The 21,047-nt window shown below is 34.7% G+C and carries 20 protein-coding genes; 10 read left to right on the top strand and 10 right to left on the bottom strand.

The genetic code is table 11. The features are described from left to right. Positions 1-37: 37 nt before the first annotated feature. The gene (locus PZ892_RS09060) at positions 38-919 is read left to right on the top strand and encodes a hypothetical protein (RefSeq protein ID WP_277712864.1); all 882 of its coding nucleotides are present in this window, start codon (positions 38-40) and stop codon (positions 917-919) included. Positions 920-1,609: 690 nt separating this feature from the next. Here the strand turns inward: PZ892_RS09060 and PZ892_RS09055 are convergent. Together PZ892_RS09055 and PZ892_RS09050 are read right to left on the bottom strand one after the other, a co-directional pair. Then, complete coding sequence (locus PZ892_RS09055) at positions 1,610-2,707, bottom strand: type I restriction endonuclease (protein WP_277712863.1); 1,098 nt, start codon at positions 2,705-2,707, stop codon at positions 1,610-1,612. Positions 2,708-3,382: 675 nt separating this feature from the next. Beyond that, a complete protein-coding gene (locus PZ892_RS09050; protein ID WP_277712862.1) occupies positions 3,383-3,595 on the bottom strand; it encodes a hypothetical protein in 213 nt (70 codons plus the stop codon). 167 nt (positions 3,596-3,762) lie between these two features. Between PZ892_RS09050 and PZ892_RS09045 the strand changes: the two genes are divergently transcribed. From PZ892_RS09045 to PZ892_RS09035, 3 genes are read left to right on the top strand one after another with little or no spacing between them, the layout of a single operon-like run. Next, complete coding sequence (locus tag PZ892_RS09045; RefSeq protein WP_277712861.1) at positions 3,763-4,221, top strand: hypothetical protein; 459 nt, start codon at positions 3,763-3,765, stop codon at positions 4,219-4,221. A 9-nt stretch (positions 4,222-4,230) separates the two neighbouring features. Beyond that, complete coding sequence (locus PZ892_RS09040) at positions 4,231-4,575, top strand: n-acetylglutamate synthase (protein WP_277712860.1); 345 nt, start codon at positions 4,231-4,233, stop codon at positions 4,573-4,575. Positions 4,576-4,581: 6 nt separating this feature from the next. Beyond that, on the top strand, positions 4,582-5,184 hold the full coding sequence (locus tag PZ892_RS09035; protein ID WP_277712858.1) for a hypothetical protein: 603 nt from the start codon (positions 4,582-4,584) through the stop codon (positions 5,182-5,184). A gap of 13 nt (positions 5,185-5,197) precedes the next feature. Here the strand turns inward: PZ892_RS09035 and PZ892_RS09030 are convergent, their stop codons facing one another. The 3 genes from PZ892_RS09030 to PZ892_RS09020 all read right to left on the bottom strand — a co-directional run bounded on the left by PZ892_RS09030 (position 5,198) and on the right by PZ892_RS09020 (position 9,556). After that, a complete protein-coding gene (locus PZ892_RS09030) occupies positions 5,198-6,358 on the bottom strand; it encodes a glycoside hydrolase family 130 protein (protein WP_277712857.1) in 1,161 nt (386 codons plus the stop codon). A gap of 107 nt (positions 6,359-6,465) precedes the next feature. Beyond that, positions 6,466-7,116, bottom strand: a complete 651-nt coding sequence (gene pdeM, locus PZ892_RS09025; RefSeq protein ID WP_277712856.1) for a ligase-associated DNA damage response endonuclease PdeM — start codon at positions 7,114-7,116, stop codon at positions 6,466-6,468. Continuing rightward, positions 7,109-9,556, bottom strand: a complete 2,448-nt coding sequence (locus PZ892_RS09020) for a ligase-associated DNA damage response DEXH box helicase (RefSeq protein ID WP_277712855.1) — start codon at positions 9,554-9,556, stop codon at positions 7,109-7,111. Before PZ892_RS09020 ends, pdeM begins: the two co-directional genes overlap by 8 nt. 83 nt (positions 9,557-9,639) lie before the next feature. Here PZ892_RS09020 and PZ892_RS09015 point away from each other — a divergent pair, with 83 nt between their 5' ends. After that, the gene (locus PZ892_RS09015; RefSeq protein WP_094256415.1) at positions 9,640-10,194 is read left to right on the top strand and encodes an NADPH-dependent FMN reductase; all 555 of its coding nucleotides are present in this window, start codon (positions 9,640-9,642) and stop codon (positions 10,192-10,194) included. A gap of 73 nt (positions 10,195-10,267) precedes the next feature. Here PZ892_RS09015 and PZ892_RS09010 read toward each other — a convergent pair whose 3' ends face one another. Continuing rightward, on the bottom strand, positions 10,268-10,906 hold the full coding sequence (locus PZ892_RS09010; RefSeq protein ID WP_277712854.1) for a carbohydrate-binding family 9-like protein: 639 nt from the start codon (positions 10,904-10,906) through the stop codon (positions 10,268-10,270). A gap of 1 nt (position 10,907) precedes the next feature. Then, the gene (locus tag PZ892_RS09005) at positions 10,908-12,023 is read right to left on the bottom strand and encodes a phosphotransferase (RefSeq protein ID WP_277712853.1); all 1,116 of its coding nucleotides are present in this window, start codon (positions 12,021-12,023) and stop codon (positions 10,908-10,910) included. Between the two features lie 222 nt (positions 12,024-12,245). On the opposite strand from PZ892_RS09005, the gene PZ892_RS09000 reads away from it, so the two are divergent. Beyond that, on the top strand, positions 12,246-13,565 hold the full coding sequence (locus PZ892_RS09000) for a hemolysin family protein (protein ID WP_277712852.1): 1,320 nt from the start codon (positions 12,246-12,248) through the stop codon (positions 13,563-13,565). A 127-nt stretch (positions 13,566-13,692) separates the two neighbouring features. On the opposite strand, the gene trxA is transcribed toward PZ892_RS09000, so the two are convergent. Continuing rightward, the gene (gene trxA, locus PZ892_RS08995) at positions 13,693-13,989 is read right to left on the bottom strand and encodes a thioredoxin (RefSeq protein ID WP_094256412.1); all 297 of its coding nucleotides are present in this window, start codon (positions 13,987-13,989) and stop codon (positions 13,693-13,695) included. Positions 13,990-14,084: 95 nt separating this feature from the next. After that, a complete protein-coding gene (locus PZ892_RS08990) occupies positions 14,085-14,930 on the bottom strand; it encodes a glycoside hydrolase family 25 protein (RefSeq protein WP_277712851.1) in 846 nt (281 codons plus the stop codon). Between the two features lie 49 nt (positions 14,931-14,979). Between PZ892_RS08990 and PZ892_RS08985 the strand changes: the two genes are divergently transcribed. Continuing rightward, positions 14,980-15,864 (top strand): bestrophin family ion channel, encoded by an 885-nt coding sequence (locus PZ892_RS08985; protein WP_277712849.1) that lies wholly within the window; start codon positions 14,980-14,982, stop codon positions 15,862-15,864. A 70-nt stretch (positions 15,865-15,934) separates the two neighbouring features. Here PZ892_RS08985 and leuS read toward each other — a convergent pair whose 3' ends face one another. Continuing rightward, on the bottom strand, positions 15,935-18,718 hold the full coding sequence (gene leuS, locus PZ892_RS08980; RefSeq protein WP_277712847.1) for a leucine--tRNA ligase: 2,784 nt from the start codon (positions 18,716-18,718) through the stop codon (positions 15,935-15,937). Between the two features lie 171 nt (positions 18,719-18,889). On the opposite strand from leuS, the gene PZ892_RS08975 reads away from it, so the two are divergent. From PZ892_RS08975 to PZ892_RS08965, 3 genes are read left to right on the top strand one after another with little or no spacing between them, the layout of a single operon-like run. Continuing rightward, positions 18,890-19,768, top strand: coding sequence for a permease-like cell division protein FtsX (locus PZ892_RS08975; protein WP_094256409.1), 879 nt, complete (start codon positions 18,890-18,892; stop codon positions 19,766-19,768). 24 nt (positions 19,769-19,792) lie between these two features. Next, on the top strand, positions 19,793-20,041 hold the full coding sequence (locus PZ892_RS08970) for a DUF3098 domain-containing protein (RefSeq protein ID WP_094256408.1): 249 nt from the start codon (positions 19,793-19,795) through the stop codon (positions 20,039-20,041). 5 nt (positions 20,042-20,046) lie between these two features. Continuing rightward, positions 20,047-20,865: an undecaprenyl-diphosphate phosphatase gene (locus tag PZ892_RS08965; RefSeq protein WP_094256407.1), complete on the top strand. Its 819-nt coding sequence runs from the start codon at positions 20,047-20,049 to the stop codon at positions 20,863-20,865. Positions 20,866-21,047 lie beyond the last annotated feature (182 nt).

Here is a 21,047-nt window from a genome sequence, read left to right as displayed (position 1 = left end):
ATTGCTGCTCAAGTACGTTCGATAAATCACAGTATCTATGAAAAGACATATTTTACTACTCTTTACTCTACTTCTACATTTGGGTTTATTAGCTAATGATGGGGCCTATTTTGCTGCTGGAAATCAATTAATTCCAATTCAGGAAAGTGATATTGCTGTCCAAAAAGAAATATTGAAGGTCAAAAAGGTAAATAACAAATTTATTGAAGTCTCTGTTTATTATGAGTTTTTCAACCCATCAGCGGCGAAGGAAATTATTGTTGGATTTGAGGCTATATCTCCTAATGGTGATGTAGATGGGGCTCCGAAGAAAGGATTGCATCCATATATGCGGGATTTCACGGTGATCATGAATGATAAGAAATTGAATTATGAAGTTGCTTATGTTGCTGATTCCTTATACAATAATGATGGAAAGATTAAGTCTATTGATTTAAAAACCTTTGATGGAAACACGAGCGGCAATGAAGTTTATTTTTTTTATGTGTACCACTTTAAAGCAATGTTCAAGCCCGGAAAGAATATTGTAAAGCATACCTATGTTTTCGATGTTTCTGGAAGTATAGATTACAATTATCATTTTGACTATGTCTTGACTGCTGCAAATAGATGGGCAAATAAGCAAATCGATGATTTTACCCTTATCGTTGATATGGGTGATTTTGAGGAGTTCAATATTCCGAAAACATTCTTCACACAAAAGAATGATTGGACCATTAAAGGCATTGGCAAGATGAAGGATATTAAAGGTGATGTCAATTCAATAAAGGATAAGGATGCTGTAGAATTTTTCATCCAAAAAGGTACAATTCAATTCCAAAAGAAGAATTTCAGACCAGAAGGTGAATTGACTATTTATGGTATTAATTATTATATAAATGGCCTTGAAAACAATGATACCGACTTTTATCTAATATAAATATTGATCAACCATTAAGTTCTGTACAACGTAAAATAATAAGGAATTTACCGTATGCCCGCAGAGGATATGTATTTAATGATAAGGATTTAAAGGCGTTTTATGAGGCTGTGAATTGGTATATTCCAAATCCTAAATATGTGGCCGATGTCAATTCATTGACTAAGGCGGAACAATCCTGGTTGAAGAAATGGAAGGAATGATGAGGGGAGATATGTTTGTTGAAAGGTTGTCCGATGATCTGAACGGAAACTCCGTAGGAGTTTAATATTAGTAAAAATATGTACAAGATAAATAGACGCCAATCCAATTCAATCGCTTTAGCGATTGAATTGGATTGGCGTTTTTATTGATTGTTTTGCTTGTTACTAATATTGAACCCCTCTGGGGTTCCTACAAATATGCCGCCCCTACAGGGGCTATTTCATATAAACTGATATTGCTACAAATATGTCGCCCCGCTGGGGCTTGATATGGTATTTACCACAAGAGGGATTCTGAGCAGCGCCGAAGAATCTGTTTATTCTAAAAAAACGGGAGATTGTCTTTCTGAATCGAAGATGAAGAATCTATTTTGGGAAAAATGGTAGGGGCGTATCGCATACGCCTATTACAATTTTCTAGATCACATCATCATATTAACCCTAGATTATGGAAATCTAAACTTTGATTTTAAAAGAAAATATTCAATTAAGATTTATCCTCATAATTTTTTATGGTAGCTAGTAATTCTGTTTTAAAGTTGTAGATATCATCTACAGATTCTATTTGTTTTTTTTCACCATTATCTTTTCCTTGATTAAAAAGCTCAATATATTTAACCGTCGCTGAATTAAAATGCAATCGGCAAATAGGCTTTCTATTATTATCATCTAACAGAATTCCAAAATAAGATTGAGTATCCCTAAATGCTATTCTACTTGATGGCAAAATCTCCCTTAAGATTGCTTTTACAATTTGAAAACCCTCTTTTTCTTCTTCGGTAGTATTTATTTTATCTTGCTTGTCAGTGCTTCCAGAATTATCATCAATTGGTTCAGTATTATTCGCTTCTTTGGATGGTATATTTTCATTGATGCTTAATGCATTCTTTAATCTAGAATTTATACTTTCATTAATAAACGTTGAAATTGCTCTTTTGGAATAATCTTTAAATACTGCCAATCTTGAGGCAATTATGGGTTTATCAAAAAACTTAGAAACGAGCATTTTCACAAATTCATCAGAAGGACTATTTAATTCTTTCTCCAATTCAAAACGAATTGCTTTAATATATTTTAATCCTTCAGCTGAATCTAAAATACTTTCCAAATTGTAGCCATTCTTCGTGAATTTTTCTAAAATTTTCAAGTTTGAATCTTTTAGATTCTTTAAATCTAAAGTAAAGAATGGTTTTTCATCCATTATATTAGGTTTTTCCAGATCAGCATAAAAGTTATAAATATGACCATTTGTAAGGACGCCAAATCTAGCTTTTGATACATGAAAATATCTATGTAATTGTGAGTTATGGGCATCTGCATTCTCTTTCCAGTGTTTGCATTCGATTATCAGAATTGGTTCATCATCCTTTTTTATGACATAATCTACCTTTTCTCCTTTTTTGGTCCCTATATCACAGATAAATTCTGGAATAACTTCCGTAGGATTAAAAATGTCATATCCTAATATTTGAATAAAAGGCATAACAAAGGCGTTTTTTGTAGCCTCTTCAGTTCCAATTTGATCCTTCAACGCATCAACTCTTTGGTGAAGTTGCTCTAACTTAAGTTTAAGATCTTGTTCCATAGTCATAATTGAATTAGAATTTCTTATAATAAATCATGAATTTAAGAGCAATATCAACAGCGATTTTACGGTTAACCGTAAACACATAAAATAGATGCCTTTTATTGGCGTTTTTATTGATTGTTTTGCTTGTTACTAATATTGAACCCCTCTGGGGTTCCTACAAATATGTCGCCCCAACGGGGCTATTTCATATAAACTGATATTGCTACAAATATGTCGCCCCGCTGGGGCTGTATCATGTGGACCAATGGTGCTACAAATATGTCGCCCCTACAGGGCTATTTCATGTGAACCGATGGTGCTACAAATATGTCGCCCCGCTGGGGCTTGATATGGTATTTACCACAAGAGGGATTCTGAGCAGCGCCGAAGAATCTGTTTATTCTAAAAAAACGGGAGATTGTCTTTCTTAATCGAAGATGAAGAATCTATTTTGGAAAAAATGGGTAGGGGCGTATAGTCCTCCCACCCCAAAACGCAAAAAGCTGATTTAAGTTAAATCAGCTTTTAATATTATAAAGGTAGATGTTATTTAATTTTTTGGAGTTGGATGGTGTCACCTTCTAGGATGACTAATTTTAGGATGTCTGCTTTAATTAGAAATGGAATTTCTCTACTTGCCGAGTCTATTATTATGCCTTTATGGGTTTCTAGGTGGAAATTATAGGTTCATTACCAAGCTGTTGTGTCATAGGTTGCATTGAGGAAACCGTCCTTTAAAAAATTTAAACTTAAATCGACGGTATCTGATTCTGAGCTGATCTGACCGCTTCCCTCCCATTCTGTTCCTACAATGTTTATTTCTTCTTGTACGTTGAATTCATCTTTAACACATGAAGTAAATCCTAATGATAAAGCAAATAGTCCAAAAATCAGTTTTCTCATATCTAAACGGTTTTCAATATTTTGGTCTCCAAGAAACAATATTAATGCCAATATAAATAGTCAGGATAATAAGGAAAAATTCATTAATTAATTGTAGATTACAATGTTTAATTCTGTAAATTAAATAAGTGTCAATTTTATATTAACATTAATTTCAAGCTAAAATTATGGGACAAACTTATGATATCTATTTACCAACTGGTCCTCAAAGGAGAAGGGACCTATTACCCATTTGGATAAAATATTTTTGTTGGATATTTTTCCTGCGTAGCATTGGCATTGTTGTTCAGTATTTATTGTACCTGTTTATTGAGTATCCTATTTCAGAAAGTATTTTCGGTATCAAAGGTTCAGAGGCATTTGACTGGCTTAGTATTTTAGTTTTCTGTACAATTGTTTTAAATGCTGTTGCAGCGTATATGTTATGGTTTGAAAAGGATCATGCGATGATTTTTGCAAAAACAATGGCTTCAATTGGTTTATTTATATGTGTGTTTAGGATCTTTAATTTGGAAAATTTTGATTCTCGACTGGCTCCTTCCATTCGGATGGAAATTATCTTGCTATTGATTTACATGGTGCGCTTGCATAAAATTTCGGATCAATGGAAAAATATGACGCATTAAACTGGAATTATGTTAATGGTTAACTATCATAATAAGGTTTTTCGGACGGTTGAAAATAGTTCGACTGGAGAAACGAATACTGAGACGGAATTTCATTATAAACAGATTGGCAATATTGTATTCGCCGAGTATTATGGTGGAAACATAAAATACGGGCATCTTTTAGGTTTGGTAAGTGAGTATGGCACCATTGAGATGAGCTATCATCAAGTTAATATTCGTGGCGAAATGATGACCGGAAAATGTGAGTCAATTCCCGAAATCATGGCGAATGGCAAAGTACGATTGCATGAAAATTGGGAATGGACCTGTGGTGATTTTTCCAAGGGAAAGTCTATTGTAGAAGAAAAATAAGTGAAGATGAAAGATAATTCCATTAAAAAGGAAGAATTAAGAGAAATAATCGAGGGTTTCAGAAAGGATTCTGATGTTTCCAGGTTGGAAAGGTTCAAGTTGAATATTGCTCCGATCCCTAATAAAGACTGGAGTTATGATAAGAATGCTTGGAATAGGGCTATGTTGATCCTAGAATTGTTTGAAAATAATGAAAGAGCAGATAAGCCACTTATTAAATGGCTTTTGGATGAAGAGATAAAGGGTCAAGAAATTGATATTTTGTATTATGCTTTAGATGTTAATGCTTATTTATTATATAAGCATATGGATGCGGAGGATGTTTACCAGCTTTACAATTCCAAGTTTGGCTTTGCTAATGTTTTCCACTTGGATGTAGAATTAATTTTCGGATATGATCGGGAACAGATGAAGCAGTATTTAAAAGATACTATTGATACGAACCCAATGAATTCGGAAATATTAAAAACTATATCCGACTATGAAAGTAATCCAGATGCTAAATTTAAAACAAGATCAGAATACATAGAGTATTACGAGAATAGGAAAATCAAGCATATTAGAAATGATATTGAATCCAGCAGATCATTTATGGAATCTGGCAAATAGAGATGTTTAGCTTCTAACTTTCTGGGACAGGGTCAAAATCGGTTAATTTACTAGGGTCATAAACTGCTACTCCTACTTTCGAATCAGCACAACCATAATATAGAAACCATTTATTCTTAAAATACGTAAGTCCTTGTAGAAAAACAGTTCCATCTTTGTATTGTCCTGATTTTTCAAAATCTTCCATTGGTCTTAGAAAAGGGACATCCATGCGTTGGATTACTTCTGTTGGGTTTTTACTGGAGAATAGCACTTGTCCGGCGCTATAGGTTCCTAAATTAAAGCGAGGATCTGCTAAAACTTTATTATTATGATTTTTCCCGTTATAAAGTAGCAATATACCTTTATCGGTCATTACAGCAGGCGGACCACATTCAGTTAGTGCAGAGTCAAAATACCCTTCTCTAGGCTTGATAAATTTAGCCAGATTCCCCTCTTCATTTAGAATAGGTTCCCAATTAATCAGGTCCGTTGATGTCGCACCTGAAACGCCATGTTCACCCCAATACATAAAATATTTACCATCAATTTTAGTGATGATTAGTTTATCATTTTTTAATTTGGTGACTATTGAAGCGGATTTATGACCTTCATTGAAAACTTTTTGATACTTGGCATTTCTAAAAATTGGGCCATGTTTTTGCCAATTTATTAAGTCTTTAGAGGTAGCTACACCTAGTCGAGGAACATCTCGGTTCCATTGGGTGTAAAAAACGACATAGGTCCCATCTTCAGTTACGGCAAGCCGCGGATCTTCAATGCCCCCTGGCCATTCAAATTCTTTTTGATCATCTTTAGCTGGGAATAAGACTGGTTCTTTATGTTGGGTAAAATGAATACCATCCTTACTTTCGGCGAGGCCTAATCTTGAAGTTCGAAAACCTATTCCTATCCCATATTTATCTTCAGCTCTATATAGAACATAAACTTTTCCATCCTTTACGACGGCCCCCGGATTGAAGGTGTCATTTTCCTCCCAACGAACCAAAGAATCACTCATAGGATCAAGGAACGTTGTTGTAGAGTCTGGGCTGATTATGGGATTTACGCCTTGCGGTCTTTCAAAACCTCCTAGCGTCCATACGATGTCTTTTGTAGTTGCGACATCCGATTTCGTCGATACACAACTAACAAAAAGAAATAATAAAGCAATAGAACTTAATTTCTTTGACATGCTTTTCAGAATAAAATAGGTTAATAGAAATTTTGATAAACCGCTTTAGCAATTTAATAAATCTAAGATAAGAGATAAAATTGTTAATACAATGAGGAAGAATAAAATTAAACTTCTATTACACTGTCTTTTACAACTGCAAAAATTCGATTATTTTTTTCTTTTTTCACCAAATGGAGGCCTGTGTATTTACCGAATGCTGGCATTGTGAGGATTTTATTTTGGAGGAAGAAACAAGGCAAACGGAAGGATTGCCTAGCTGAAGTTTCGATTAAACATCCAGGATGTATATGTCCAACGATGTTATACATGTAATCAGGTAGGTCATTAAATGGTTCATGAGATAACACTATGCCTTCAGATAGGATAATACTTTCTCTGATTTTCAAATTCATATTTTGAAAATGGGATTGAGTCAGGATATCATGATTACCTTTTGTCAATGTACAGGAGATAGATTGATTGCTGATGGTGTTGATATAGGTTTTTAATTTTTCCCAATCGGAATTCCAATCGGAATGGAATAGATCACCTAAGAATACGATTTCCTTGAGGTCAAGATTTTGAATGAGGAGGTTTAAGTTTTCGAATTCTTCTTCAATTGCTGGTGCAGGAACAAAGAGACCTTCTTTTCTAAAATGGGTTAATTTTCCCAAATGCCAATCAGAAATAATCAACAAAAAGTATTTGGGGATATAGATAACTTTTTGAGCGAGCAAAAATACTTCTAATCCATTTAATTCAATGCGTTTAGCCATCTAGTAATTGATCTTTAAGTTTTTCGAGACGGCTTTGCCAATCTTCATTTGAATATCTTTCCCTAAAAGATTCGGCAAATATAGGGAAAGCGAAAGGAGTTAGTTTGAGAGGCTTGCTAAAAATAATTTTATGATTATTAATTCTATCGAATGCCAGTTGCATACGACCTTCTTCAAGCTGAAAATCAAACACTTCATCATAAGCTTCACGGAGAAGAAGGTTTGAAGGGTCATATTCAGAGAAAACGGAAAAGAACAAGCCAGCATTTGCTTGCAAGTGTTTACTTTTCATTTGTTTTCCAGGGAATCCTTGAAAAATAAGGCCAGCTATTCCGGCAATATCCCTGAACCGGCGTCTTGCCATTTCTTGAACATTTATGCCGGAATTAATATCCTGATGTAAATTAATCGGGCTAAATAACTTATTTAGTAATTTTTGGTCGATAGGAAAGTCAATATCCGTGAGGAGTTCAATGCCATATTCATTCGTTGCGATGGAGAAAGTTGCTGGCTTCATAAGGCTGAGCCTATAGGCAATAACTTGTGCCATCCCTTCATGAACGAGTTTTCCTTCGAATGGGTAAAAGAAAAGGTGGAAACCATATTTAGTTTTAATATACTCGACGAGTAATTCATCTTCTTTAGGTAAAGCTGAAAGAGACTCCTGTTCTTTGAATAATGGTTTAAGGAATTTTATCTCAGGACTAATCCCAGTAGTTTTATGAATGCTTTTAAAGCTATGCCGAATGGCAACACCTAAGTCAGGAGAAATGGCAAACCTACCTCCCATCCAAGATGGAACCACACCTTTCTTTTTTTCAGAGGGTTTTACAATTGCATCATTAGCGATAATCTGGACCAATTCGAGTTGTCTACCGGAAAACCAAAATACATCAGCAATATTTAATTTTGAGATAAAAGATTCTTCAATTGATCCTAAGTACTTCCCAGAAAGAAATTTCACACGCATCATCAAATCTGAAACTATTGCACCAATGGATAGTCTATGTCTCATTGCTAATTTTCTAGAAGTTACCTTATACTTTCCATCTACTAAAACCAAGCGATGAAAATCATCATAAGCTTGTAAGGTTGACCCACCATGGATCAATAAGGCCATACATTGGTCAAATTCTTCTTGGGTAATCGATTCGAAGCAATGCGTTTGTGCTACCTCTTGTAAAATTTCATCGGCATAGAATCCATCCCCGACTGCGAGCGTCATAAGATATTGGATCAATACATCAAAAGAACGGATATATGGAATTCTGCTTTCCACAATATTTTCTTTAACTGCGAATTTTAGGGAATCACCTTCAATAATTTCCAATGAGTTAGTTGGGACATAGTAGATTACAGAAGTTGCATCCGGTCTATGTCCGGAACGGCCAGCACGTTGAAGAAAACGAGCAATTCCTTTGGGCGATCCAATTTGGATTACACAGTCTACTGGTCTAAAGTCCACTCCCAGATCCAGGCTACTGGTACATACGACTGCTTTTAGTTTTCCTTGGTGGAGAGCTTCTTCCACCCAATTACGGACTTCATCACTTAAGGATCCATGGTGAATTGCCAGCAGTCCAGCGAATTCAGGGTAATAGGTGATTATTTGTTGGTACCATATTTCAGCTTGAGACCTGGTGTTTGTAAATATTAAGGTTGTTTGATATTGATTAATTATATCGACGACCTTATCTAACAACTTAATTCCAAGATGCCCTGCCCAGGGGAATTTTTCTAAATTATCAGGAAATACGGTTTGAATACTTAGTTTTTTATGAATATCAGCTTTTATTAAGGTTCCTTTCGAATAGGGTCCCAATAATATTTGTTTGGCTTCTTCTAGGTTTCCAATCGTTGCAGATATCCCCCAAATTTTGAGATTAGGATTAATTGCCTTCAATCTGCTTATCGCTAATTCAATAAGGACTCCTCTTTTAGAACCAAGTAATTCATGCCATTCATCGACCACAATAAACTCGAGGTTTTTGAAATAAGCCTGGCCCTCTTTGGTTGCCAAAATGAGGTGTACACTTTCAGGCGTTGTGATTAAGGCTTGGGGAGGGTTTTTGCGTTGTTTTTGACGTTCAGTAGTACTAGTGTCTCCTGTTCTAAGCTCGATATCATAATCTAATTCCAGGTCTTGAGAGACTTGTTTTGTAGCCTTAAAAATTTCTTTGGATAAAGCTCTTAATGGCGTGATCCAAAGGGTATGTAGGGACTTTTTGGTTGGTTTAGATTGTAGTTTATTTTGTTGGGAATAATAATGATCAAGTATACCAAACCAAATGGCAAATGTTTTACCGTAACCAGTAGGTGCATTCAGGATTCCAGATTTACCATCAATAATGGCCTCCCAACAATCTTTTTGAAATTGATGGGCATTCCAACCTTGATTAAAAAACCAGACTTCAGCAAATTCGTTAGACAATTTAGCCATGTAAGATTTGAAAATAAGAATAATAAATATCTAAATAACTTTTTGGGAGGAAAATTGTTATTACTAACAACAAAGAAAATATTATGGCAAATAAAAAAATTGGAATATTTGTAGGGAGTTTGAGAAAGGAATCATTTAATCGTAAGATTGCGAATTATTTAATATCTGCTTCCCTATCAGGATATGATTTAAGTATTATTGAAATAGGACAGCTTCCTTTTTACAATGAAGATCTAGATCAGGGTAATCCACCATCTGAGTATGTAGAATTCCGGAAGGTTGTTTCTTCCTTGGACGCAGTATTATTTGTGACACCGGAATATAATCGTGGAGTTTCTGGCGTATTAAAAAATGCGATTGATGTAGCCTCACGTCCGTATGGTAAGAATGTATGGGATGGAAAACCGGGAGCTGTTATCAGTTCTTCGATTGGCGGTATTGGTGGCTTTGGTGCAAATCATCATTTACGGCAATCCTTAGTATTTATCAATGTACCTGCGATGGCACAACCAGAAGCCTATATTGGAAATGTGGCTTCAAATTTTGATGATTCGGGAAAATTGGTAAATAAAGATTGTCAGAAATTCTTGGATTCCTTTATGGCAGCATATAAGGAATGGATAGAAAAGTTTTTGTAATAGGACCCTTATAGTAATGGGTAAATGTATGTAGGTCGGCAAGTTGAACCCCAATTCAACTTGCCGATATTTTTTATTCAAAATTTATTTTCCCAAAAAACTCAGGTAAGTGAAAGTTTGGATTAGGGAAATCGATATTATTCCAAGCTACAAAATGAGGATTAGGAAGGCTATCCCCACATTTATAAAAGTTAGCTGTTGCTGATGAGCCGGATAATTGTTCAGAAGTCCTAGCAAATAATGAAAATGGGTAGGTCAGAATGATATTCCAGGTTTTTATACCATTGATATTTTTCACCTGAGTGAAGGTATTAACCTTTAAAATATCCTCAGCGGTCAATCTATTTCTATTTTCTTTGTCTGAAGAGCCATATCCAATCAGTCCTGTTCCTAATACATTAAATTCAGCATTATAATAGGTCTTACCTTGATCAAAAGAAATAAAGAACTCTACACAACTATCTTCCCAAATATTTTCATTTGGTCTGATATACTGCGCTTTGACAAATTCTTCAGTTATTTCATAATGCAAGATAATCGATTGACTATCATAAGCAATTTGAAATTTAGCTTCAGGGTTTACTGGGAATTCTTGTTTCCAAGGGCTTTGATCAATAGCGTTCCACTCGAGTTCAGCTAATTCATTAGCTAAACTAGGATAATTTAAGTTTGTACTATCGAGATTGACTTTTTTTACTAAGAGTTCTTTCATGTTATTTAGACATTAGATTCTCAGCTAATATAGCGGTTAATTTATCGTGATTTATTTCGAGTTCATGCACCAATTTTAATTGAGCTTTAGTACGAACAAGGTTGTGTTCGGGGTAAGCAATTTTATAATAGGTATCACCATTGATATAATCAGTCAAGAATCTAACAGCTTGCATGTACGGTAATAAATGCACTGCTGGGATTAATGAATCTATTTCTGTATCCGTTAAAAACTCTTTGGCCTCAGATAGATAACCAGCGGCAAAAGACTGAAAGAGTGGTATATTGAGAACAATTTTAGAGACATCAGCTTCATCTTCAGCGGCTGAATTAATTATGGTACGGATGGCGTCACCAAAATCATAAGCCACATAACCAGGCATTACGGTATCCAAATCGATCACACATTGCACCTTATCATTTGCATCCAACAATACATTATTGAATTTGGTATCATTGTGAGTAATTCTTAGTGGGAGCAAATTTGAACGGCCTAATTCAAGGACAGTTCTCATTTTTTCTTCACGTTCAAAGATATAATCTAGAAGAGGTTGCACAGCCTCTACTCTATTGACTGGATTATTTTTTATAGATTCTCTTAGATTGTTAAGTCTAAATTCAATATTATGGAAATTAGGCAATATTTCTACAATATTTTGGGGGTCGAGGTCACTCAATTGCTTTTGAAATTGGCCGAAAGCCATTCCACCGGAGTAAGCTTGCTCTTGGGTTTCAAGGATATCATAGGAACGGGTATTGGGAATTAAATGAAATACTCTCCAATAATCACCATTATCATCTTGGAAATAATTTTTATTATCCAATGTTTGCACGATAGTCATTGTCCTTTTAAGCACTTCATTTTCACCCAAATGGGCTAATTTTTTCTTTAAATGATTACAAACGCATTCAATATTATTCATTAGACCTTCTACATTTTGGAAGATATGATGATTAATACGTTGCAATAAATAAAGGTTATTTAGGGGGCTATTGGTTGTAATTTTGAAGGTATCATTAATATGGCCTGATCCAAAAGGGACCGAGTCTATGATTTCACCTTCAAGTTTAAAATTCTTCGCCGATTTGATGCTATTTTCAGTTTTTTTGGTTGACATTATTTCAAATTCATTCAACATAGTATGTATCTGAATGCAATATCAATAATAGGAATCAATAAATAAAATCTTTTTTATAATCAAACGGTTGCATAATAAAAAACAATTCAATTAAAAAAAAGTATTAATTGCTGGTTGTTGACTTGCTTTTAAATAAATTTTAATCCATCATTGAGAAGAATATTTTGTAATTTGCTAGAAGAATAGCGTATTTAATACCATATGGTCACGGAAATAGTAATAATTCTTATTTTAATAGTTTTAAATGGAATCCTATCAGCCTCAGAGATAGCGATTGTATCGAGTAGAAAGGCGAGATTGCAAGCCGCGAGTTCCAAAAACAAAGGTGCTCGGACAGCCTTACAATTAAAAGAAAATCCAAATAATTTTTTATCAACGGTTCAAATTGGGATTACCCTGATCGGGATTCTTACGGGATTCTTTTCTGGAGGTACCATATCTGTTTATATTGCTGAGCAACTTAATAAAATAGAGGCATTGGCACCTTATAGTAGCCAGGTTTCAGTTTTGCTTGTTGTATTAATCATCACTTATTTATCATTAATTATTGGGGAATTAGTTCCGAAGCGGATTGGAATGGCGATACCAGAAAAATATGCATCGTTTATTTCAGTACCGATGAATATCCTAAGTAAAATTGTGAAACCATTTGTATGGTTGTTAAGTATTTCGACGGAGTTCATTGTTAAGATGTTAAATATCAAGGTCAATCAGAATGCTGTTACGGAGGAAGAGATCAAAGCCTTAGTTGATGAGGGAGTTGATAGTGGTGCGATTGAGGGGATTGAGCATGATATGGTGGATCGGGTCTTGAGTTTAGGCGATAAAAAGGCCATTAATTTAATGGTTCATCGAAGTAAGATCACCTATCTCGATATCCAAGATACCTTTGATGAAAATAAAGCATGTATCATTGCTGATGAGCATACGGAATACCCTGTTTGTGATGGGAATTTTGATCATGTAATAGGTTTGGTTCATGTCAAGACTTTATTAAAAGAATATCTGACCACCAAGGAGATGGATTTGAGTAAGTTAGTCACTCCTATTCCATTTGTCAATGAAAACACCTATGCTTATAATGTTTTGCAAACATTAAAGATGTCAAAGGTATTACAGGCGGTTGTCGTGGATGAATACGGGAGTCCACAAGGGATTATTACCATGACAGATATTGTTGCCTCCTTAGTTGGAGGTTTTGATTCACCAGAAACAGAAGAAAAGAAGACCATCCGAAAACGAGAAGATGGCACCTATGTGATTGATGGAAGTTTTCAGTTAGATGATTTTATTGAAATGTTTCATTTGGATCTAACAGAAGATGATGAAGATGAAATAGGCAATTTAACAACAGTTGCTGGATTAGTCTTTTTATTATTGGATCATATTCCGGAGGAAGGCGAAAAAGTTATTTATAAAAATCTGGAATTTGAAGTTCTAGATATGGATGGTCATCGTATCGATAAATTGAGTTTAAAAGTGAAGGACCCCTCGAATGACGAAACCGCCAATATAGATTAGGGATAAGCTTAATCAAAAAAGGAAAGCAGATACTCAATATCTGCTTTCCTTTTTTGATTCAATTTGATCAGTAGTAAGATTTATTTACTATCTAATTCAGATTGATATATTAATTCAGATTGATATATTAAGAGAATGAATTAATAATTTTGATCAATTCATGTTTTGGTTGTAATCCACTTTGTCTCCAAACTTGGTTACCATCTTTGTATAAAATTAGAGTCGGTACCCCTTGGACATGAAATTTATTGGCGACGGTTTGATTTTTATCGATATCAATTTTAATAATAGATAGTTTATCACCCATTTCATCTTTTACTTCTTTCAGAATTGGGGCAAGCATTTGGCAAGGTCCACACCAAGCAGCGGAGAAATCAATCAAAACCAATGAATTCTTTTGTAATATTTCGTTAAATGAGGCCATTATTATTCGTGTTTAAAATTTAGAATGAAATCCAAGATTAAAAATTTTATGGTATAAATTTAGGAACAAAAAAACTGATGTCCAATCCTAAGATTTTATTCTAAGCTAAGTTTTTCGAGTTCTTCAATATTACCATTAAAGAGATTAAGATCTACGGGTCCTTTGATACCTTTTACTGTACCTTTTTCTGAGAATTGCCAAAAATTCCAGTGTTTTTTTGGTTTTTCAATCCAGAAATTATAGTTGGCAATCCACAAGGTATAGTCTGCAAATTCCTTTTCGAGGAAATCTGCAAAGTATTTATCTCCTGAGTATAGAACAGGTTTTATTTCATAATGTTTTTCCACTATAGTTAACCATCTTTTGAGCCCTGTTTTTAAACTATCCATAGATTGATTTCTTGGCATTTCTTCAATATCCAATACAGGTGGTAAGTCTCCAGGTTCTAATTCAACGGTTTTAATAAAATTATTGGCTTGTTTTATTGAGTTTTCATTAGGTCGGAAATAATGATAAGCTCCTCTAAGCTTATTTCTATTTTTGACTTCTTTCCAATTCTGTTTGAATTTACTGTCTTTAGCCTTTTCGCCCATCGTAGCTCTTATATAAATAAAATCGATTGGGAACTCATCGTTAATGGTCAGGACTTCAGACCAGGAAATGTTTCCCTGGTATTGCGAGACATCGATTCCGAAGATTTTATCATTATGTCTTCGCATCAATTCAATATTACGGATATCAAATTTGCTATTATCTTCAGCAACCATTTTGTCTTTCTCAAACCATTTTATCATCAGATAGGATAATCCTGCCCGATGTTGCCAGGCAAAAATTGCTATCACCAATAATACGGGTAATGCAATACTCCAAAACAGTAAATTTCTATTAATCTCTTTTTCAGAGACAACTTTTTTCTTGACTGTTTTGCGGTTTTTTGACATATTGCGTGAAAATAGGCTATTTCAAGGTTATAGTCAAAAAAAATATTCAATGATTGTTTACAACCCCAAGGACTGGTTTAAAACCATATCTTATTTACACAACAGTAAAATTTTCAAGCGCCTACTTCCCTATTTAATAATTTCGGTTTTGGTATCCTGGGCATTAGCATATTGGGAGTTAGAATATTTAAAGTTATCCGATCGGACATGGATGCGAAATATTACGACTGTTCATAATCTTTTAGGGTTTGTATTATCCTTATTGCTGGTTTTCAGGACGAATACCGCATATGATCGCTGGTGGGAAGCTAGGAAACAATGGGGTGCATTAACAAATAGCAGCCGGACCTTAGCTATTAAATTAAATGCATTTTTATATCCAGAAGATAAGGTGAGCCGTAGTTTTTATAAGAAATCTATTCCTCTATTTGCAGAGACTTTATTTAATTATCTCCGGTCAGACTATACGAAGTTTATGTTAGACGAGGTAGAGCATCCGGAATTGAGGGATTTGGATGAAAAAAAGCATGGTCCCAATCAAGTTGCGGGATTAATATATAAAAAGACAAACATCCTCTATGCCGAGGGTAAAATCACTGGAGATCAACTGATTGTACTAAACAAAGAACTTACATCACTAACAGAAATCACAGGTGCCTGCGAAAGAATAAAGAACACTCCGATTCCACTGGGCTATAGTGCTTTTATTAAGACCTTTATAGTGTTGTATACAGTTACACTGCCAATAGGGTTAGTATTTTCAATGGGCTATTTTGTTGTTGCTGCAGTTCCATTTATCTTCTATGTATTGGCTACTTTAGAAATGATTGGTGAGTCCATTGAAGAACCATTTGGAGGTGATTCAGATGATTTACCTATCGATAAAATAGCAGCCAATATTAAGAAGCATTTTAATGAATTGATGCAGGGATAAAATTTGCAGTCAATAAACAAAGAAAGGGATGAATATCATCCCTTTCTATATATTTTCTAATGAAAATTGATTACACGACCATATTGATAATCTTTCCTTTTACGAAGATGATCTTTTTAACTGGTTTACCGTCAAGTAGACGTTGAACGTCAGAATTTTCGTTTAATACAGCTTCAACTGCTTTTTGATCCAAATCTAAAGGCAATGGGAGATTCATTTTCATTTTACCATTGATAGATACAGGATAAGCAAATTCACTTTCTACTAAATATTCTGGCTTAAACTCTGGGTAGTTAGCATAGGAAATTGAACCGGCTTCATTACCAAGTTTAGACCATAATTCTTCAGTAATATGCGGAGCATATGGTTCAAGGACGATCAATAAATCTTCCAGGATTTTACGTTTATTAGTTTTTAAATCCGTTAACTCATTGACACAGATCATAAATGCAGAAACAGAAGTATTAAATGAGAATCGTTCAATATCCTCTTCTACCTTTTTTATGATTTTATGAAGAGCCTTATATTCAGCTTTCAATGGTTCCTCATCTGAAACCTTAAAGTTTCCTTCTGCATCATGAAACAGTCGCCATACCTTACGTAAGAATTTATATACACCTTCAATACCATTTGTGTTCCAAGGCTTTGCTTGTTCCAACGGTCCTAGGAACATTTCGTAAAGACGAAGGGTGTCAGCACCATATTGTTCAATGATATCATCAGGATTTACGACATTGAATTTAGATTTTGACATCTTTTCAACTTCGGTTCCACAGATGTATTTTCCATTTTCAAGTATAAATTCTGCATCTTGATAATCAGGACGGGACAATTTGAATTTTTCTAAATCAAGGATATCGTTGTGAACAATATTTACATCCACATGTAGAGGATTTACATTATACTGATCTTTTAATCCTAAGGATACAAATTGATTAGTTCCCTTACCTTCTTGATCCAGGACTCTATATACAAAGTTGGATCTACCTTGAATCATACCTTGGTTAATCAACTTTTTAAAAGGTTCCTCTTCGTTGTGATAACCCAAATCTTTCAAGAACTTATTCCAGAAGCGAGAGTATAGCAAGTGACCTGTAGCGTGTTCAGAACCACCAATGTATAAATCCACGGCTTTCCAATAATCCACAGCTTCTTTAGAGGCGAAATTACTTTCATTCTGAGGGTCCATATAACGGAACCAATACCATGAAGATCCAGCCCAACCCGGCATAGTACTTAATTCATATTCGTATTGATCTTGGTATTTCCAATCTTCAGCACGTCCAAGAGGAGGTTCTCCAGATTCAGTAGGTAAATATTTATCCACCTCTGGTAATAATAGAGGTAATTCATTTTCCTTAATTAAATAAGGCAAACCATCTTTAAAGTAAACTGGTACAGGTTCTCCCCAATACCTTTGTCTTCCGAAGATGGCATCACGCATACGGAAATTAATCTTAGCCTTTCCTAACTGAAGGGTTTCTAGTTTTTCAATTAAAGCAGGAACAGCTTCTTGATAAGTCATTCCATTGATAAAATCAGAATTGATATATTTCCCATCTTTATTAGGGTCGGCAGCTTCACTAATATCTTGAGAATCAGAAATAGGAACGATTGGTAAGTTAAAGTGTTTAGCGAATAGATAATCACGTTGATCCCCTGAAGGCACAGCCATTACAGCTCCGGTTCCATAGCCCGCTAATACATAATCAGCGATCCAGATTTGAACATCTTCACCAGTTAGGGGGTGTTTCGCATACGAACCAGTAAAAGCGCCAGAAACGGTTTTGGTATCCGCTAAACGATCAAGTTCAGATTTTTTTGAAGTTTTATCTATATAAGCCTCAACTTCAGCCTTTTGGTTCGCTGTAGTTAAATCAGCAACTAATTCATGTTCAGGAGCCAATACCACGAAGCTAACTCCATAAATTGTGTCAACACGCGTGGTAAAAACTTCAATATTTTCATTTAATTGAGGAACTGGAAACTTCACACTTGCACCCACTGATTTACCAATCCAGTTTCTTTGCATTTCCACTAAAGGCTCTGGCCAATCAATGGTATCTAATCCACGAAGCAAACGGTCAGCATATGCTGTAATACGCATAGACCATTGCATCATTTTCTTTTGTTCAACAGGATATCCCCCTCTTTCAGATACTCCATTGATTACTTCATCGTTAGCCAATACGGTTCCTAAAGCTGGGCACCAGTTTACAGTACTTTCTCTTAAGAATGCTAATCTATATTTTAGAAGTTCAATTTGTTGATCTTTTTCAGCTAAAGCTTTCCATTCGGTTGCCGTAAATGTTAAGACATCATCATCAGATTCAGCCTTAATACCAGTGGTTCCATTATTTTCGAATTTTTCGATTAAAGTAGTAATAGGTTCAGCTTTGTCAGCTTCTTTATTATACCAAGCATCGAAAAGTTTCATAAAAATCCACTGAGTCCAACGGTAGTAGTTAGGTTCAGAAGTACGCACTTCTCTAGACCAGTCATACGAGAATCCGATATTATCTAATTGTTCTCTATAGCGATTAATATTTGCTTCTGTTGTAATTGCGGGGTGTTGACCAGTTTGGATGGCATATTGTTCAGCTGGTAATCCAAAGGAGTCATAACCCATTGGGTGCAATACATTGAAACCTTTTAAACGTTTATATCTTGAGAAGATATCAGAGGCAATATAACCGAGCGGGTGTCCCACATGCAGACCAGCACCCGAAGGGTAAGGGAACATGTCCAAAACGTAATATTTTGGTTTTTCAGTAGATTCAGAAGTTTTGAAGGTCTGGTTTTCAGCCCAAAACTTTTGCCATTTTTGCTCGATTGATTGATGGGTATACTCCATTATAATTTATAAAAGTATGGTACAAAGAATTGCGAAATTAGCGAATTTAGGGTAAATTCGGTATAAAAGTTTTTTATTCTATACAATAAATTCAGATATTCGTTGTTAGAAAATTAGTATTGGAAAAAAATAAATCCTTACTTTCGCAAGGATAAACGCAGAAACAAATATATGTCAGTGATCGAACAGGGTTCACCAAGGAAAAAAACGAAATCAGTATACGTATCTACCGTAATCAGTATTGCACTGGTTTTATTGATGACAGGTCTATTAGGATTAATTCTAGTCCATGCAAAAAATCTATCTCGTTATGTAAAAGAAAACATTGTTTTGAATGTTATTGTAAATGATAATGTAAATGAAGGGGATGTTTTATCCTTGCAGAAAGATTTGGAGAAAGATCCGTATGTATTGCGTTCAGAATATGTGAGTAAGGAACTTGCGGCCAAAAATCTTAGGGAGGATTTAGGGGAAGATTTCGTAGAGTATTTAGGAAGAAATCCATTATTACCTTCGATTGATGTTTATATGAAGGAGCAATATGCGAATAGTGATTCGATACAGACCTTTATAAATAAGATTGGCAAGAATAGTCGCATCAAGGAGGTTGTTTATCAGGAATCCTTGATTGACATGGTGAATAAGAATATTCGCGTTATCAGTATTGTCATTTTAGCTTTTACGGTTATCTTATTAATTATTGCGATTGCATTGATTAACAATACCATTCGATTAGCCATTTATTCACAAAGATTTTTGATCAAGAGTATGCAATTGATTGGGGCGACCAAAGGGTTTATTCGTCGACCATATATTTTATATGGGATTGCACATGGTTTAATTGGAGCATTGATTGCTATATTATTATTAATCTTAACGTTACAATTTGCGCAGAAACAAGTCCCTGAATTAGTTTTTTTAAGAGACTGGTTTGAATTTGCGATGATATTTGCGATCGTACTTGGATTGGGGATTTTAATTTCAGGTATGAGTACCTATTTTGCTGTTACTAAATACTTACGGGCTAAATCCGCTAGTTTATATAGATAGATCAATTGTTAATCAATTAAAGAAATGAGTCAAATTAAGAATGTAAAAGGAACCCCATCGCAGGCATCAACTGCGGGATTCGTATTTAAGAAGATAAATTATCAATTATTCATATTGAGTATTGTTTTAGTTGCTATAGGCTTTATATTAATGATGGGCACAGAGGATATTTACAGTTTTACGAAGATAACCTTAGCCCCTATTGTAGTTGTTGCAGGTTTTGCTTTAGGATTTGTGGCTATATTATATAAACCTAAAACGAAAACAAACTAGCAATAATGAGTTATTTAGAAGCGATAATCCTAGCTATAGTTGAAGGATTAACAGAGTATCTTCCTATTTCCTCTACGGCTCACATGGGCTTTACTGCAGCATTGATGGGAATGGAAGAAAGTGAATATCTGAAGATGTTTCAGGTATCTATACAGTTTGGTGCTATTCTTTCGATTGTAGTTTTATATTGGAGGAAATTCTTCGATTTCAAAAACCTTAAATTTTATTACAAGTTAGCAATTGCAGTTATACCGGCCTTAGTTTTAGGGAAATTATTGGATGACAAGATTGAAGCGGTGTTAGGCAATCAAATTGCAATTTCTACGGTATTAGTATTAGGAGGAGTTGTCTTATTATTTGTTGACAAATGGTTCAAGAATCCGAAGATTACGGATGAGAAGGAGATTCCAGTAAAGAAGGCGTTTATTATTGGTTTTTGGCAATGTTTAGCGATGATGCCGGGTACTTCAAGATCCGCAGCATCGATTATTGGTGGCTTGACTCAAGGCTTGGATAGAAAAGCTGCGGCTGAATTTTCCTTTTTCTTGGCAGTTCCGACGATGTTAGCAGTTACAGTTTACTCGATATTTGTAAAGACTTGGGCAGAAGGTACGGAGCATGCACAAAAAGGATATGAGATGATTATGGCGAGTAACGAAAATATTATTATTTTCATTATCGGGAATGTCGTGGCGTTTATTGTAGCCATGATTGCTGTAAAAACATTTATTTCGGTTTTGACCAAATATGGGTTTAAGTTTTGGGGATGGTACCGAATTGTGATTGGGATAGCTTTATTGGTATTCTTTTATACCACTGGATAAGAAATAGATTAAGGAATAAAAAATATTAAGAAGGACCAATTTGGTCCTTTTTTCATTTAATAATTTGGTATATCTGTTGAGCTTCCGCTGACATCCAAAAAATATTTCTATTTTTGCAGAAAAATTACCTAGGGATATTTTGTACAAAATGAGTTGTTTTAAAATATTCAAGAAACAAAAGG

The sequence above is a fragment of the Sphingobacterium sp. WM genome (assembly GCF_029542465.1).
Classification (GTDB): domain Bacteria; phylum Bacteroidota; class Bacteroidia; order Sphingobacteriales; family Sphingobacteriaceae; genus Sphingobacterium; species Sphingobacterium cellulitidis.
Note: the sequence above shows the minus strand (reverse complement) of the source record. Positions and strands in the feature narration are given on the sequence as shown.

Coding starts and splice junctions, on each gene's coding strand:
- PZ892_RS09015 (WP_094256415.1), top strand. CDS start 9,640: ATGGCAAATAAAAAAATTGGAATATTTGTAGGGAGTTTGAGAAAGGAA.
- PZ892_RS08965 (WP_094256407.1), top strand. CDS start 20,047: ATGAGTTATTTAGAAGCGATAATCCTAGCTATAGTTGAAGGATTAACA.
- PZ892_RS09045 (WP_277712861.1), top strand. CDS start 3,763: ATGGGACAAACTTATGATATCTATTTACCAACTGGTCCTCAAAGGAGA.
- PZ892_RS08970 (WP_094256408.1), top strand. CDS start 19,793: ATGAGTCAAATTAAGAATGTAAAAGGAACCCCATCGCAGGCATCAACT.
- PZ892_RS09005 (WP_277712853.1), bottom strand. CDS start 12,023: ATGTCAACCAAAAAAACTGAAAATAGCATCAAATCGGCGAAGAATTTT.
- PZ892_RS09060 (WP_277712864.1), top strand. CDS start 38: ATGAAAAGACATATTTTACTACTCTTTACTCTACTTCTACATTTGGGT.
- PZ892_RS09030 (WP_277712857.1), bottom strand. CDS start 6,358: ATGTCAAAGAAATTAAGTTCTATTGCTTTATTATTTCTTTTTGTTAGT.
- PZ892_RS09055 (WP_277712863.1), bottom strand. CDS start 2,707: ATGGAACAAGATCTTAAACTTAAGTTAGAGCAACTTCACCAAAGAGTT.
- PZ892_RS09040 (WP_277712860.1), top strand. CDS start 4,231: ATGTTAATGGTTAACTATCATAATAAGGTTTTTCGGACGGTTGAAAAT.
- PZ892_RS09020 (WP_277712855.1), bottom strand. CDS start 9,556: ATGGCTAAATTGTCTAACGAATTTGCTGAAGTCTGGTTTTTTAATCAA.
- leuS (WP_277712847.1), bottom strand. CDS start 18,718: ATGGAGTATACCCATCAATCAATCGAGCAAAAATGGCAAAAGTTTTGG.
- PZ892_RS08975 (WP_094256409.1), top strand. CDS start 18,890: ATGTCAGTGATCGAACAGGGTTCACCAAGGAAAAAAACGAAATCAGTA.
- pdeM (WP_277712856.1), bottom strand. CDS start 7,116: ATGGCTAAACGCATTGAATTAAATGGATTAGAAGTATTTTTGCTCGCT.
- PZ892_RS09035 (WP_277712858.1), top strand. CDS start 4,582: ATGAAAGATAATTCCATTAAAAAGGAAGAATTAAGAGAAATAATCGAG.
- PZ892_RS08985 (WP_277712849.1), top strand. CDS start 14,980: ATGATTGTTTACAACCCCAAGGACTGGTTTAAAACCATATCTTATTTA.
- PZ892_RS09000 (WP_277712852.1), top strand. CDS start 12,246: ATGGTCACGGAAATAGTAATAATTCTTATTTTAATAGTTTTAAATGGA.
- trxA (WP_094256412.1), bottom strand. CDS start 13,989: ATGGCCTCATTTAACGAAATATTACAAAAGAATTCATTGGTTTTGATT.
- PZ892_RS09010 (WP_277712854.1), bottom strand. CDS start 10,906: ATGAAAGAACTCTTAGTAAAAAAAGTCAATCTCGATAGTACAAACTTA.
- PZ892_RS08990 (WP_277712851.1), bottom strand. CDS start 14,930: ATGTCAAAAAACCGCAAAACAGTCAAGAAAAAAGTTGTCTCTGAAAAA.
- PZ892_RS09050 (WP_277712862.1), bottom strand. CDS start 3,595: ATGAGAAAACTGATTTTTGGACTATTTGCTTTATCATTAGGATTTACT.